Origin of the sequence: Pseudomonas sp. P8_241 (genome assembly GCF_034008315.1) — a bacterium.
In the GTDB taxonomy this organism is placed as follows: domain Bacteria; phylum Pseudomonadota; class Gammaproteobacteria; order Pseudomonadales; family Pseudomonadaceae; genus Aquipseudomonas.
On record NZ_CP125377.1, the window covers coordinates 466,930 to 482,374 of the forward strand.

The 15,445-nt window shown below is 53.8% G+C and carries 10 protein-coding genes; 5 read left to right on the forward strand and 5 right to left on the reverse strand.

The annotated features are described in order from the left end of the window. The first annotated feature begins 5 nt into the window (after positions 1–5). The 4 genes from QMK58_RS02120 to QMK58_RS02135 all read left to right on the forward strand — a co-directional run bounded on the left by QMK58_RS02120 (position 6) and on the right by QMK58_RS02135 (position 10,307). Positions 6–965, forward strand: coding sequence for a FecR family protein (locus QMK58_RS02120; protein WP_053153132.1), 960 nt, complete (start codon positions 6–8; stop codon positions 963–965). A gap of 199 nt (positions 966–1,164) precedes the next feature. Further along, positions 1,165–3,531, forward strand: a complete 2,367-nt coding sequence (locus QMK58_RS02125) for a TonB-dependent siderophore receptor (protein WP_413817418.1) — start codon at positions 1,165–1,167, stop codon at positions 3,529–3,531. A gap of 949 nt (positions 3,532–4,480) precedes the next feature. Next, on the forward strand, positions 4,481–8,701 hold the full coding sequence (locus QMK58_RS02130; protein ID WP_320395801.1) for a hypothetical protein: 4,221 nt from the start codon (positions 4,481–4,483) through the stop codon (positions 8,699–8,701). A 403-nt stretch (positions 8,702–9,104) separates the two neighbouring features. Next, positions 9,105–10,307 carry a PIN-like domain-containing protein gene (locus tag QMK58_RS02135; RefSeq protein ID WP_320395802.1) on the forward strand — a complete coding sequence of 401 codons (1,203 nt, stop codon included), beginning with the start codon at positions 9,105–9,107 and terminating at the stop codon, positions 10,305–10,307. Positions 10,308–10,536: 229 nt separating this feature from the next. Here the strand turns inward: QMK58_RS02135 and QMK58_RS02140 are convergent, their stop codons facing one another. Continuing rightward, on the reverse strand, positions 10,537–11,118 hold the full coding sequence (locus QMK58_RS02140; protein WP_320395803.1) for a hypothetical protein: 582 nt from the start codon (positions 11,116–11,118) through the stop codon (positions 10,537–10,539). Continuing rightward, complete coding sequence (locus QMK58_RS02145; RefSeq protein WP_320395804.1) at positions 11,090–12,028, reverse strand: hypothetical protein; 939 nt, start codon at positions 12,026–12,028, stop codon at positions 11,090–11,092. The genes QMK58_RS02140 and QMK58_RS02145 overlap by 29 nt, the downstream gene beginning before the upstream one ends. Before the next feature lie 325 nt (positions 12,029–12,353). On the opposite strand from QMK58_RS02145, the gene QMK58_RS02150 reads away from it, so the two are divergent. Then, on the forward strand, positions 12,354–12,572 hold the full coding sequence (locus tag QMK58_RS02150) for a hypothetical protein (protein WP_320395805.1): 219 nt from the start codon (positions 12,354–12,356) through the stop codon (positions 12,570–12,572). A 317-nt stretch (positions 12,573–12,889) separates the two neighbouring features. Here QMK58_RS02150 and QMK58_RS02155 read toward each other — a convergent pair whose 3' ends face one another. The 3 genes from QMK58_RS02155 to QMK58_RS02165 are packed head-to-tail and all read right to left on the reverse strand — an operon-like array spanning position 12,890 to position 15,443. Next, positions 12,890–13,246: a hypothetical protein gene (locus QMK58_RS02155; protein WP_320395806.1), complete on the reverse strand. Its 357-nt coding sequence runs from the start codon at positions 13,244–13,246 to the stop codon at positions 12,890–12,892. Then, positions 13,246–14,577 (reverse strand): AAA family ATPase, encoded by a 1,332-nt coding sequence (locus tag QMK58_RS02160; protein WP_320395807.1) that lies wholly within the window; start codon positions 14,575–14,577, stop codon positions 13,246–13,248. Before QMK58_RS02160 ends, QMK58_RS02155 begins: the two co-directional genes overlap by 1 nt. Then, a complete protein-coding gene (locus QMK58_RS02165; RefSeq protein ID WP_320395808.1) occupies positions 14,574–15,443 on the reverse strand; it encodes a toprim domain-containing protein in 870 nt (289 codons plus the stop codon). Before QMK58_RS02165 ends, QMK58_RS02160 begins: the two co-directional genes overlap by 4 nt. Between the last annotated feature and the right edge of the window lie 2 nt (positions 15,444–15,445).

A 15,445-nucleotide genomic window follows, 5' to 3' on the forward strand; every position in this document is an offset into this window, starting at 1 on the left:
CAACCATGCGTAATCCTTCCCTTTCCAGCCACGATGCCGCCATGACCGAACCTTCGCAAAGCCTTGAAGACACCGCACTCGATTGGGTGGTGCTGCTCAATTCGGGGAAGGCTACCGCTGACGATCAGCGTGCTTACCAGCATTGGCGATCCTTGAGCGCCGAGCACCAGGTGGTGGCCGATGAGGCTCAAGCGCTGTGGGCGATGCTCGGGCATACGCCGACGGCCAAACAGTTCAAGGCAGCGCCGCCTGCTGGCCGCCGCCTCAAGACCTGGTGGCCCGCCCTGGCGGCGTCAGTGGTGCTCGCGGTCGCTGGTTTGGCGGGATGGCAGCAATGGCCGATGCTCAACTCCGATTATCACACCAGCGTCGGCCAGCAGCAGATCGTGACGCTGGCCGATGGCAGCAAGATCATCCTCAACAGTGCCAGCGCGGTGTCGGTGGTATTTTCCGCCGATGAGCGCACGGTCATCCTGCGCGCGGGTGAGGCGTTGTTCGAGCCGGCTACCGATGCGCGGCCGTTTGTGGTGCGCAGCGGTGACGAGCAAATGCAGGCTGGCAACGCTGTGTTCAGCGTTCGTCGAGACGGCGATGCGCTGACACTGGTCGTCAGCGCCGGTCAGGTGCAGCTCAAGGGTTCCCATCAACCGGTGGTGGTGCAGGCTGATCAGCGTCTGGCCTATCAATCGGGGCAACCGTTGCTGGCCCAGCAGAAGGTCGATGCGGCAAGTTTGACGGCCTGGCAGCGCGGCAAGCTGATCTTCAACGGCCGTCCGCTGGCTGAGGTGATGGGTGAGCTGGAGCGTTATCAGCACGGGAAGATTGTGATCTCCGACCGCGAATTGGCAGCGCTGCCGGTCAGCGGCGTATTTGAGCTCAACGACCCCCAGGGCTCGCTGCGAACGCTTGAGCAGCGCTACCCACTGAAGGTCACTTACTTGCCGTGGCTGGCGGTTTTGCACTGACCTGAAAATATTTTCACCAACCGACTGCAAGTTCCTCCCTGGCGAATCGTCGTAGTGAGACTGAGAACAAAATCATTCTCATTGACGTATTCATCGGGGCGGGAAGGTAGACGTGAAAGGTATGTTCAAGCAGTCGGCACAGGCGCGTAGCAACCACGGCAAACACATCGTGCGTCAGACGCTGTTGGCCCAGGCCATCATGACGGGTTTGCTCGGCCCGGCACTGGTGCAGGCGCAGACGTTAAGCACGGCGCAAGCGGTCGAGGCTCAGGAGCGTCGAGTGTCGTTGTCGCTACCGACCCAGTCGCTGGATCAATCGCTGACCGCTTTCGCCGACCAGGCGGGCCTGCGGCTGCTTTACACCACCGCCGATGTCGAGGGCTTGCAGGCCGACGCACTGAGTGGCCAGCATACCGTCGCTGAGGCCTTGCAGACGCTGCTGGCGGGCAGTGGCATGAGTTGGGCGTTCAGTGACGCGCGTACGGTCATCCTGCGGCGTGCGGAGGCGCCGACGACCATGACCCTCAAGCCGATCGAAGTCAGCGTCGCATCGCGTACCAGCACGTCCATCAGTGAAATCCCCGGCACGGTCTGGGTGGTTGACCAAACCCGGTTGCGCGAGCAATTGCAAACCGGCGTCAGCCTCAAGGAGGCGATCGGCAAACTGGTGCCGGGCCTCGACCTCGCACCGGAAGGGCGTACCAATTACGGCCAGAACATGCGCGGACGCAACGTGCTGGTGATGATCGACGGCGTCAGCCAGAACAGCTCCCGCGGCTTGTCGCGCCAGTTCGACAGCATCTCGCCGTTCAACGTCGAACGGGTCGAAGTGTTGTCCGGGGCCAGCGCCATCTACGGCGGCGGCGCGACGGGCGGGATCATCAACATCGTCACCAAAAAGGGGGCGCCGGGGCCTGCACAGTTTGAAACGCAGCTCGGCGCCAGCAGCGGTTTCAACAACAGCGATGACCTGGCGACGCGTATCGCGCAATCGGTCAGTGGCGGCAACGAGCGCATCAGCGGTCGGCTTGGTATCTCGGGTGAGCAGAACCAGGCGTTCTACGACGGTGCCGGCGACCAGATCTTCATCGACAACACCCAGACCGACCTGCAATACAACCGCACCATCGACGTGATGGGCAGCCTGGCCCTGCAATTCAATGACGAACAAAGCCTGGACCTGTTGGCGCAGTACTACGACTCCGGCAACAACGGCGACACCGGCATTTATTTTCCCAACCTGAACTACCAGAAGCCGTCGAACCTGGAAGACGCCGAACTACGCGACGGTTACTCGACCGATCTCGACCCGCGGACCAAGCGCGTGCTGCTCAACGCCAACTACCACCACAGCGATGTGTTGGGGCAGGACTTCTACCTCCAGGCGTCTTATCGCAAGGAGGATGACAATTTCTACCCGTTTCCTTACTACAACACCGGCAGACCCGTCGGCTCCCAAGGGGTGTACTTTGCTGCCTCGCAACAGAACTTTGAAGTCAGCAGCTTCAAGGCGCTGTTCGCCAAGGAGTGGCAGGCCTTCAAGTTCACCTACGGTGTAGACCTCGATCGCGAGCGCTTCAATGCTCAACAGAGCACCTTCGACCAGCGTCTCTCCTCGGAAAGTGGCGGACTGGACCTGGATACCGCCAGCAAGGCGCCGCGCTATCCCGGCTATCGCGTCGACGGCCTGTCCGGATATGCCCAGCTAGACTGGTACGCCACCGACAACCTGACCGTTTCCGGTGGCGCGAGGCGTCAGCAGATGGACGTCGATGTCGGCAAATTCAAAGGGGTCGAGGGCGGCAGCAACGATTACTCGGTCAGCCTATACAACCTGGGCACCATCTACGACTTCAAGAACGGGCATCAACTGTGGATCAACTACGGCGAGGGTTTTGATCTGCCAGACCCTGCCAAGTTTTACGGCAAGCCGGGCCTGAGCGTCGCAGACAACCCTTTGGCGGGGATCAAGAGTCGTCAGGTGGAAACCGGCTGGCGCTACTCTGACAGCGACTGGGACGCCCAGGCGGCGCTGTATTACATCTGGTCCGACAAAGTCATCACCACTGACAGCGCCACCCTGACCATCGATGTGATCGACCAGAAGAGTCGCGACTATGGCTTTGAAGGCGCGCTGACCCGGCATTTCCTCAGCGGTTGGGAAGCCGGCAGCACCTTGCACCTGGTGCGCTCGGAAGAGGAGGGCACCGACGGTGACTGGATCAAGCGCGATGCGCGCTACGCGTCGCTATCGAAGTCCACGGCCTTCGTTGGCTGGAAAGGCGACCGCACCAGCGTCCGCCTGCAGGGCAACCATGCATTCACCCTGGAAGACGACGCCGACCACAAGATCAGCGGCTACACCACGTTCGACCTGCTGGGCAGCCGCGACACCGGGTTCGGTACTTTCAGTGCCGGCATCCAGAACCTGCTGGACAAGGAATACAGCACGGTGTGGGGGCAGCGGGCGACGCTGTTCTACGCGCCGACGTATGGACCGGCATACCTGTATGACTATCAGGGGCGTGGGCGGACATACACGTTGGGTTGGTCGATGGCGTACTGAAAGTCTCAACCTCTGAAACGACAAAACCCGCGATGCCTGTTCAGAGGCCGCGGGTTTTTTGTGGCCTGTGGTGATGGCCGATTTCGGTGGACATCAAACCGCAGGCATAAAAAAACCCTGAATCTTGCGATTCAGGGTTTTCGGTATTTGGTGCCAGAGACGGAACCGAATTGCTTGCCTAACTACTTATCTTTGTTAGGGTTTTGTTTGGGTGGTATGTCGACATGCCCCCAAATATGCCCCCAAAACAAAAAGTAGTCCCGGTGTTGGTTCCCTATTCTGCCCTACCAGCCCCAGCGAAAGCCAATCATAGGTACTTAATTACATTCGTGGCATGCGCAAGGTGTTTTTTATCCTGAACCCAATAACCCCACGCAGCATTCTCTCTGCCAATGCAGAATCTGCAATGCAGGTGATACCATTTTCATTCAGGGTGAACAATGATTCGGGGAGGCGACCCTGATTTCTGGCTTGAATGACGGCGGCTTTCGATATGCCCACACGGCGGGCAATCTCACTGATGCTGCATCGCATGGCCTTTCACCTCGCTGCTAGCTTTCTGGAAGCGTAGGACAGATGATCCCTCTTTACGTATCTTAAAACTCGGCACGGGGCTGAAGCCCTAACTGTGCGCTGCTGCGACTCCTAACATATTTGTTCATCAAGAACGGCAACTGCCGGCCCGTGGCAGTCACTGCTCTAGGCTCTAAGAGATAGGATTCTTGGAGATGGAGGTCTTGAACCGACAGCACGCGATCTAATAGACACTTGGGCGAGCGCTCAACACTGTATGTGGAAGCGAACAGCAGGCGAAGGGCAAATGGCTAAGAACCGAGACGATTTCACAGCGTGCACCAGGCGTAAGATCGGACAGCGCGCTGGATGGCTATGCAGTTTTCCAGGCTGTCGCGTCTTCACCGAGGGTGCGACCTCGGACGAGAATGGGCGCATGAGCGTGGGCACTGCTTCTCACATCTGCGCCGCTGCGCCCGGTGGACCGCGCTACGACGAAAAGATGACGTTGGACGAACGTCGTTCGGTGACCAACGGGATTTGGATGTGCCGAAACCACGGCACAGCTATTGACTCGCCAGATTCGAAGTTCACTACGGAGCTGTTGCACGCATGGAAGAAAGATGCCGAGACAGAATCAAGAAAGCGTGTTTTAGAGGGCACTGCACGGCCTGTATCTGAAAAATTCCAAGATGCAGGGGATCTTCGTGTCGCTGCAGCTGCCGATATTGAAGTATTTCGCCGAACGGCGCGATGGCCAGCCTCGTCGATTGAGCTCGCTTTGACCATTGAGGGTGTCAACGAGTCCATTACGACAAAGTCACTTGCAAGAGCCGTTGTCTCACTCGATGATCTCGTGCTTGTGGCACCTCCCGGTATGGGAAAGACGACAGTGCTGCTTCAAGTAGCCGAGGGGCTGCTTGCAGAACCAACAGGGATTCCGATGTTTGTCTCGCTTGCGGACTGGGCAACGGAGGACATGGATTTGCTGGCATCCATCCTGCGTCGGCCATCCTTCCGAGGGATATCAGAAGAAATTTTTCGTGCGGCAGCAGCACAGCCCGGCGTAGTGCTGTTGCTGGATGGCTGGAATGAGCTTGACACTTCAGCGCGTCGACGCGCCCGTGTCCAGTTGCTCTCCTTGAAGGCCGAGCTGCCCAGCCTCGGCATCATTATCTCTACGCGCCGACAGTCACTTGATGTTCCTATAGAAGCGCTGCGTGTCGATCTCCTGCCTCTCAACTACAGCCAGCAGGAAGAAATAGCACGAGAGATGTATGGCGAGCCGGGAGTTCGCATTGTGGATGAGGCCTGGCGCACGCCAGGAATTCGCGAGTTAGTTTCCATCCCCCTTTACTTAACAGTGCTCTTGTCACTTCCGCGCGGCTCAGCCTTCCCGACAACGAAGGAAGAACTCCTGCGCCGCTTCGTGGAGGCTCATGAGGCTGTGCCGGAGCACGCAGAAGCATTGAGCGCAGCTTTGGCAGGCCTGCACGACCGCTACCTGTGTGATCTGGCTGTGCGATCAACTAGTGCGTTTGCGGTTGCACTCTCGGAGGTGGACGCCCGCCGGTCAATCAGCGAGACCGGAAGGCTGTTGATGGCGGAAGGACAGGTGGCGACGTTGCCTCAACCGCACGATGCTCTTGAAGCTCTGATTAGCAATCATGTTCTGTTGCGGCTAGGGGACACCCCCGGCTACTCGTTCCAACATCAGCAGTTTCAAGAGTGGTACGCGTCGCACATGGTCCAAGATCGCATGCGGTTGGCCTCTGAGGATCCGGCCGAATTGAAGGCTCTGCAGACGCAAATATTTGACACGTCTGCCTGGGAAGAGGCAATCCTGTTCGCGGTCGAGCGGCTCGCGCGTAGTACCGACGAATTGCATAAGGCGGTTTGTGCACGATCGGTACTGGCGGCTCTGGAGGTTGATCCATTGCTCGCAGCCGAAATGATTTATCGGTCGTCAGATGAAATTTGGGCATTGGTCGCGGATGACGTGCAGCGCTTCGTGAGGGCATGGCATGTACCTGGCACGGTTGATCGCGCACTCAGGTTCATGCTCACTTCCGGCAGACCGGAGTTCCTCGCTGTAATCTGGCCGCTTGTGACTCACGAAGGTGAGCAAAATAGCCTGCGTGCGCTGCGTAACTGCCGACAGCTTCGGCGGTCAATATTTGGAAATGACGCTGCGAGTGCCATCGCCGAGCTGCCGGAAGGCCCGAGGGAGGTTCTGCTGCATGAAATGGCTTCGCACGGTGATGTGGATGGACTCGACCTCGCGACGGCCCTCGCAAAGATGGATCCTCATGCTGATGTGCAGTTGTCCGTTGTTAGTGCTCTGTCGTTTCGGCGCGCTGATTACCATATTGCTGAGATCCTTCGGACGGCCTCGGACGCCACACTAGATCAGATCGTGAGGCAACGAATTCTGGATGTTGACGAAGTTGCAGATTCTCAGTGTCGCGAACGTCTTGCACAGGCGCAGCAGCGCTCAGTTGAGGCGGATACGGATTACGATAAGCTCCAACGGATCGCTCGTGCACCATACGATGAGACGCAGGAATCCACGTTGTACAGGGTGCTGTCAACGATGGATATCAGGCTCGGGGACCGAGACGTCAGCTCGCTTGCTGAGACGTTGCGGACACATTATCCCTTCGTTGTAGCCAAAGCCCTCATAGCCCGGGTGCTTGAAGGACGGTCGCTATTTCACCACGCTGCAGAAATTGTCTCTGCTGGAAGGGTCGTCGAGGATGATGACTCGCTACTGAAGATCGCACAGGAGGACTTAGACCAGTACAGCCAGCGTGCTTCCATCGCCGCTGTGGTGCTTGGCCCTCGCTCGTCGGCCGTGTTGCTTGACATGCTGTTCGAACTTGAACCAAGACGTAAGGTGAACGGCGCGTGGGACCCAGAGGTGAACAGGCTATTTCGTGGCCTTGAAGGAAGACTGGCGCTCGCACCTGCCGAAAGTATTCTTGAGGCTGTACAGGCGCGGTCTGCGTCAGCGTCAGTTTCGCAGATGGCGCTGATGGCTGAGGTGTTGTTCCGATGTCGCGGAGAGCAATCGAGTCACGATCGACCTTTCAGTGACACAGTAAAAGGCAGTATCTCCGGTCTTATGGAAGAGTGGGCATACCGAATGCTGGCGTCCGGCGAGGCGACGAGGATGCAGACGGCGAGTCTCGTGAAACTTGCCACCTGTGCGCCATCTGGCCAACTCTTGCCAGTCCTTCAGGCGCTGCTCGATGACAATCTTCGGCGCCTTCGAGCCTTCCGCGAGCAGGCGGAAGCGGAGAGCTGGCGACCTGGGAATGCAGTGGATGAAGCGCGTACACCTCATACCCATGAATATGCGCGGGCCTTTCGAGCACTCAAGCATCCGGATACTAGGCACATCCTGTACAGCTATCTTGACGATTCGAATTTTGGCGAAGAGGCCACAGGTGTACTTGTCGAGCATTGGCTGCTCACCAACGAACCTCCGTCGGTTGAAACTCGCCTGTTTGGCAGGCTCGATTTTTCAGGTGTTCCAGCACGACGGGCAGCTCGCATCGCCGATCCCGTAGAAACTTGCGAGGAGGCCGACACCATATTCGCGGTGATCCAAAGCTTGCTCGAAGGAGACCGCGACGATCAGCATCGACTTGCCGTTGCGCTTGGCACACGGGCTGTGCGCCTTCCTCACGGTAAGTGGAGCAGCGTGGTTAAACAACTGCTTGGGTTGGCCCTACCGCGCGCTCGTTGCTCGTTGTTAGTGAATCTCTGTCTTTCAGGCGAGATTCTCTCGCTTGATGAAGTGACACGCGGCATCTCCGACACATTGGAAGAAGCCAAGTCGCACACATGGATCCTCTCTCAAAGCGATGGGTACGAACTCAGGCAATGGTTGCAGCTCTTACCGTTTACGGACAGAGCACGCGTTGGTCTTGATTTGCTGACAACTTTACCTGAATCGTTCCAACACCCTCACATGCTCGAGGATGTAGTGTTTGCATGCGGGAGCCTGGCCGACGAAGAGGGCGGCTGTTGCCTGTTCAGGCTAGCAGTGTTGGTTCCTGCCTTTTACGGTGATCACAGTTGGCTCCGCACAATTTTCCGACTGGCTACGGGTGCTCTGGATATCGCGCATCAACTGGTAGATCTTGCTGTGCAAGGTGCTTTCGAGCAGAAGGGGCTCGATCACTGGTTCGTCGCACGCGAAATCGCTGGGTTGCTAGAAGCACATGCCGACGTCCGAGGCCGTACCTATGCGCTGCTCGCAGATGGTCCCGCAACGCCGGGTTTGGTACTCCTTGCGAGAGCGATATCCGAAGCGCCCGATATGCCAGGACTTTTGCTGCTTGTGCGGGCAGAAATCTTGACGGGCCGCAATTTCGCGGGCTATCGCTCCGTCGAGCATGTTGCAACTGAGCGTGTCCCCTCACGCGATTGGTCGGGCGCTTTCGAAATCTTGCCCGCACCCGTCGCTGAGCTGAGGCGAGATCTCTTGGCGATGTGCACGGACGGTGGTCCGTCCGACGTGCCTGCACGATACCTGCGAGAAATTGATGAAATCAGAGACATACACGGGCTGCCTGAAGGCGAACCGCGTCACCCAGATTTCGCCTCTGGTGTTAGTTGGCCGCTTCTAATCGCGCGCGAACCGGATTAGGGGCTTACTGACGATTCGCCGACAACTTGAGCCTGAATACATGTTCTTGATACCGCATTTGAGTCAATGACCGCTGTGGAACCTAAGCGCCAGTGACCGCTTCTGGCTGATTTCTGTCTGTCGCGAGGGGGCAGAAATCGGCCAGATACAGACGGTTGATCAGGCCCGCTTCCAATCGGATCTCCAAGGCTTTTGATCAACAGTGCCATTAAAATAATTCCCGGTTTTTTCAACAACTAGGGATAGAAGCGCAAAGCTGGACAAAAAAGGAGGGTGCAGAAGGGATTGATTTTCGGTGTTCGTGGGTACTTGGGTTTCACTGGTAGTTAAGTGTGAGGATAAGGTAGGATGCGAGCCATTTCATTAAAAAATCCTACTAAGCAATGGAGTTGAAGGGGGGGGCATGAAGTCGTTATTTCCTAGTCATTTTGCTAGTGACCAAAACAGAATTAGTAATTTATGGGCGGAGTGCATATTCGTCTTTGATACAAATGTCCTGACCGGGATGTACAAATACTCCGATGAAACACGCGATGCTCTTTATCAAGTTATAGAATCACTTGGCGAAAGATTGTGGATTCCTTATCAAGTTATGCTTGAGTATTTAGACAATCGTGCAAAAATTGTGCACGACCAATCGAAACTATACACTTCAGCAATTAGTAAGCTCGAAGAATTCAAGGCCGAATTGGAGATGCCAACTCGCCATCCATTTGTATCTAAAGATATTTACGAAGACTTTTGCAGGTCTACTGAAAAGGTTTTGGACGATCTAAAAGATCGAAGAGATCTGCATGAAGGTAGAATTACAGATGATGATGTCAAAGCACGACTAGCTGAGCTGCTAGAGGGAAAAGTCGGACCAAAATATTCCGCTGAAAAATTAAATGCCCTAGTGATAGAAGGCGATATTCGATATTCGCAAAAAATACCACCAGGATTCGAAGATAGAGATAAGCATAAAGGCTCAGTGCTTACAAAAGAAATCAACAAACGATATGGGGATTTGGTTTTTTGGAATCAGATTTTAGACAAGTCAAAAGAATCTTCAATTTCAGTAATTCTTGTTACTGGTGAAAGAAAAGAAGATTGGTGGTCGATCTGCGGAGGCAAAACAATTGGCCCTCTTCCGGAGTTGATGGACGAATTCTTTGAATCTACTGGTAAAGATTTTTACATATACTCAACTCACAGCTTCTTGAAGCTTGCGAATGAATACCTCCACCAGCATACATCTCCTGCGGCTGTTGAAGAGGTAAGAGACTCATTCATTAACGAGAAACAACTTTCACTTCTAGAGCGAGATCTGTCCTCTCCTGAAGACGAGGTTGACGAAGTTGCGGTGGACAACTCTGCGTCGCGGAAATACGACGTAAGTTACTATCAGCGAGAAGAGTTATTGATTGCGGCATCGATCACTCAAATGGATCTTGTGATACAAAACTTGCGCGACAAACTATCTGAAGCCGAATTAGTATCCTCTCCTTCAGTAGTGACGATTTATAAGGGGCGGCTGGGCTATTCATTGAGAAGGCGGAAATCATTACGCATGAAGCAGCGATACTGTGCTCGTAGAATATCCCAGATGCTAGATGATTTAATTTGAAATTTAGCAAAGTTGCATAAATAGATACGCCGCAGTGAGTTGGATCGAGCAAGACTGAGGTGAACTTGATCTCCCTCAGGGGGCCGCTACCCTACGGATGTTTGCTAAGCTGCGCGTATCATTTTTTGCTCCATCACTCTAAACCGATTTAGCAGATAACAATCTTTGGTTGAATATAAATTATTCAAAGATGTGATCAGTACAAGCATTTTAAGTGTTGTAGCTGGCCTTATGAGTCATGGGCCTTATCTAAATAATCAAACATTGTCGCCAAATTTTTCTTTATTAGATAGAGGGAGAGCATTAAAAAGCATATCGCCAAAATCACGAGAAACGCGCAAATTACTACGGATGTAACACTTTCAAACAAACCAATGGTTAGTTGGGCCACTGATGCTAAAAAGCTAAATGAGATTGTGTAAAAGAGTATGTTGCTCAATCTTCGTAGCGGTCGAAACAGAGGGGGATAGTTTTCATGACCATTTAGCTCCCTTCCGTCAAGCCAGTCCTGCTTGTATTTTGCGGAGTCATAAACCTCTTTCTTCATATTTACAATGATGAAAGTTTTAGCGGACATCAAAAACCCACCAAGCGCTAAAAATCCTGTAAAAAGGCTTCCTCTCAAATTTTTTGCATAGAAATCAAAAATCTTATTAGTTGTCCCTGGCTCTAAATATAAAAACCCTCTCAGGTGAATCTCTTTGGAGGTCGCCATAATCAAAACAACATAAAGCAATGCAGTAATGATCACTGCCACAACAAACGCCCAGCATTCCTTGCTGTTAATTTGATAGTTTCTTTGAGAAGACATGTTTGTAGTCCTTTTCGCATTTCTCTTTGAGATCTTGAAACAAGTTGCAGCCTTTGATGTCGTTCATTTTGAAGGTGAGCAATTTTTTGATGAATTCATCATAGCTCAACTCCCCAAAATTCGCAGGAATATCCATAATTTTTACAGAAATCGGCTCATCTTGGTCATCGAGCACTTCGACTCTGGCAGTTTTGTTTTTAATGCCAGGTATCATGTTCTGTATACCTTTTATGATTAAATTCGAATCTACTGAGCTATCGAAGCGCACATGATGCTGGACCTTTTCTATAAGACCTTGCAGGGGTGATTCGTCACGCAAAGAGGCTTCGATGGAAGATATTTCGTACTTGAAGGATCGTATAGTTTTATATTTCTCTAAAACTTTCTCGATATCTTTCGATTGAATAATTATGTCAAATGCCATTCCAGGGAAAAAACGACTATTGATAGCTTTCAGCTGTTTTGCTGGTACAGCATCTCTGCCCCCGAGAGTTGAGATCTCTGCGGCTCTTTTGGCTTCTAATTTGCGCCTATAAAGACTAGTGATCATTGAGCCGAAATTAGGAGTGGTGCATGACCCGTGATGATATTGATAAATCCCCAAGCCATTGGCTTTGTTGATCAACAAGAAGTTGAATTCAGCTATTTTCTCCAGATTAGACAAATCCGAAATTTTGATTTCTAGACTGCTCCCGTTATTTACTAACGATGTAAATTTTTTTTGATTTTTTATTGTTATGACCGTTCCATATATGTAGTTTTCGTCTTGGTCGATTATGATTTTTCTCGAGCTATCCGTGCGAATCGGAAAATCAATATCAGTCCCTACTAAGGAATCGAAAAAGCTTGAGAGTTCGATATCGCTTTTTTTTGTTGAGAAGGAAAAACCATAATTTTTAAGGATGTACATTTTTTGCTCAATTTCCTTTTGATTCTCTAAAAACTATTTTATGCGTTATGCGGCAATTTGACATTACCAGCAGGGTTGGAAGATAGAGCAAATCTCAACGCCTAGGAACCAAATTTTGACCCGGACGACTCCCGATGGCCGCTCTCTGCCGGTCATGTTTGCTGAGGGGACAGGTCAAATCCGGTGCAAACTGCTGGTTAGGTGGATTGCAATTGGGGGGGGCAAGTCCGTGCAATTACCCAGGTGTCAACGGATCTGGAGAGTTGGCCCCAACCAGCGGCGAGTTCAGCTGTCTTTGCGCCCCCGTTACTCAAGGACTGTACCCATGCCAGATAACTCTGAAGCCAACATTGCCACAGCAGACGCTCACAATCTGCTCCTGCACAACCAGCACGCCATTAGTGCGGCCATTGAAGAGATGACAAAGTGGCTCCCTGAGAATGGAGTGGGGAGTGTCGCCACTAACGCAATTGCGGCCATGGAAACGCTGGAGACGAATGCTCAAGGCATCACAGATGCCATAATGCGACTGAGGCAGTTATAGGCATCACCTAACTCCCGTAGCCCCTCCTTCATGAGCGAGTCCCGACCGTTTTCTGCCTGTCGTAACCGGGTGAATCTACAACCTATACCGGCCCGTCATAGCCGGCAGATATTGATATAGCGAACAGCTAAGGGAGCATGTCCCGTTGATTTGATCTCGCAGCGGGTGCTGTCCAGCTGCGAAGCCGAGTCAAGGTAAGCGAACGGCTAACCGATTCATTGATGGGAGGTCAGGCCTGGTGGTCACTCGTTTTACGCGATGAACTTGGCGAAAGTCGGGCTTCGAATTACCCGCGTAATCAAGCAGCGTGGAAGAACCTATGCCGGGGGAGTGACGTTCCACAAGTTAGGCAAGGGATCAGTTCTCTGCGCAGCCGCGATAGGGGTGACACCTGCATCCGGCCAGTGCCAGTGAGCAATTTCTAGCGCTTCGACGTTCGTTATGGGCTCTCCGATCATCATGCAAATTGTTTTGCCGTTACGGGTAATGCGCCAAGCGACAAGGCGTGGCGCCTGGTCGTTCTCGGCCAACTCGGCCAGCAACTCCAGGCGGTGGGTGCGTACAAATTGTCGAACATCGTCGGTAAGCTGACTTTTGGGGGAGACGACTATGCGCTCCCCCTTAGCCTTGGCGAAAATTCCATGTCGATGGAGAAAATCAATCGCGGCGCCCATCAGAGTTCTTCCGTGTCGAAGTCGTCGAAGATCGGCGGGGCGCCGAAGGTGCTCATTTCTTCTTGAAGATGCTCACTGTTTTTTGTGAGCACCTTTGAGATGTCTTGAGCATCTTTGGGCAGCACCCAGCACCAGCCACTTTTCATTCCACGTTTAACTGCAATGACACCGAGATGATTTTTTGCGCGCTTGACTGTCGCCCAAGAGCAGCCCGCACTTTTTGCATCTTCAACAATCTTTTCAGTAGCGATGGGACCGTCCTTGAGTTCTTCCTGAAGAAACTGGCAGGCACTCTCCAGCGCGTTGTGCTTTTCATGGGCTTCGGATTCGGAGTTCTCTGTTCGCTCTGCATTGGCCAGGATGTCGCGGGCACTGCCATCGATCTTGTCACCCCATTGGACGCAGGTAGTTTCGATGCCATTGCCAATAGTGCAACTCTCTATGAAATATTCCACTCCGCCCTGATCGTTGCTGATATTTGACTTGGCGTGAGCGAGCACACGGGTGTTCGAGTTTTCCTGTTTGGCGGCCACTAGGACCGTGCGGGCTAATGCAGCGAAAGCTTGACTGCCGATCACCCGTTCAGCAGGAATGCCGCTGCTGCTTCCCTTGCTGAAGTGGCTGATGCCGAGCACGGCACAGCTGTGCTTCTCGGCGAAGTCCACGACCCCCTGCAATCCCCGCCGAACATCATTGGCACGGTGCATATCGCCCTTGATTGCGCTGACGATGGGGTCGATCAACAACAAGGCAGCCCCGCCTTCGAAAGTTGCGATGGTTTCATTCAGCAGGTTGATATCGTTGGCCGGGTCGAAGGGCGAGCGCACGCCTGAGGCATTGATACTTGCCGTGACGAAGCGCACACGGTTCAGGTCGGCGCCAGCTGCGATCAGTCGAGGGAGCAATGTATCCGCTATATCATCCTCGCTGCTCCATATGAGTACATTTCCGGGTTTCTTGCACTGCGCACCATCAGGCCAACGGCCTCCGTTAGTTAGGGTTGCGGCTAGTCCGATGGCCACGGTGGTTTTACCGCAGCCGCCTGCTCCCGCTAGGACAGTTAACTTGCCTCGTGCTATCCAGCCAGGCCATACCCACTGGATCGGCTGCGGGGTGACGCTGGAGGCCAGGGTAAGTTCGGCATGACAATTTGTATTCGCTCTTTGTTTCTGCTGACCCGAAATTGATCCAATAGTAAGGGGCGGGGCACCGACTGTAGTGTCATTGATACTCCTCATGATGGACGCATCGGTATTTTGCAGCCTGTTGAAGATTTCCTCACAGTCTTGAATCGACGGTGGCTCATAGGGCGGGGGCTCAGAAATATTCATTGCCGAGTCCTCCATTGGCGTAAATCGTTGAAGTCGGAGAACTCCAGCGGGGCGTCGTCCGGCCAGTCAGGAAACACCAATTTGCAGCCGAGCGCGGCGGCGGCCTTGGTTGCTGCTGTCCTGCCAGGGTTGCCTTCGGTCTGGCGGTCGTCGTCGCCTCCAAGAATCAGCTCAATGTTGGGATAGCGCTGGCGCCAGTGCTCACCCACTGCTAACAGGTTGTTCGCAGACATCGCGCAGGCCACGGCATGGCCGGTTTGCTCATAGAGCGTGGCACCGGTTGCCCAGCCTTCGCAGATGTACAGCGGTTGGCCCGGTTTTGGGTGACCGATAAGCGCATAGCAACCTTTCACCCGACCACCAAACAGGAACCACTTTGAGCCGTTCGAAGCGATGCGTTGTAAGTTGACTAACTGCCCGTTGTGGTACATCGGCACCAGCAGCAGGTCGCCACGTTGGCGCAGCCCATGCGGGTGGCAGCCCTTGGCAAATAAGTAAGGATGGTAGGGATCAGCGGGGCTCGAATCGCTCAGCAGGTCACGTGCATGCTCGATGGCAGTCTGTTGACGTTGGTGCAATTCGGCCTCCCGCCGGCGTCGAGCATGCTCGATGCGTTGGGCGATCAGCTGCGCCTCGATTAGGTTGGCCGGCATGCGGCTTCTCCACTTATGCGTGGTACCTAGTTTCCAGCTGCCGAAGCAGCCCGAGGCGATGCCGTCGAGGTGCAACACATACCAGCCATTGCGGCTTCCGGGCCGGTCACCCGGAATGTGGAATCGGTGAAATTCACCATCAACTATGTGGCTAAGATTCAGAGCGCCATAGGCGGCTTGGATAGCGTCAAGGAAAGCGTTCGTAGGGTCCATTT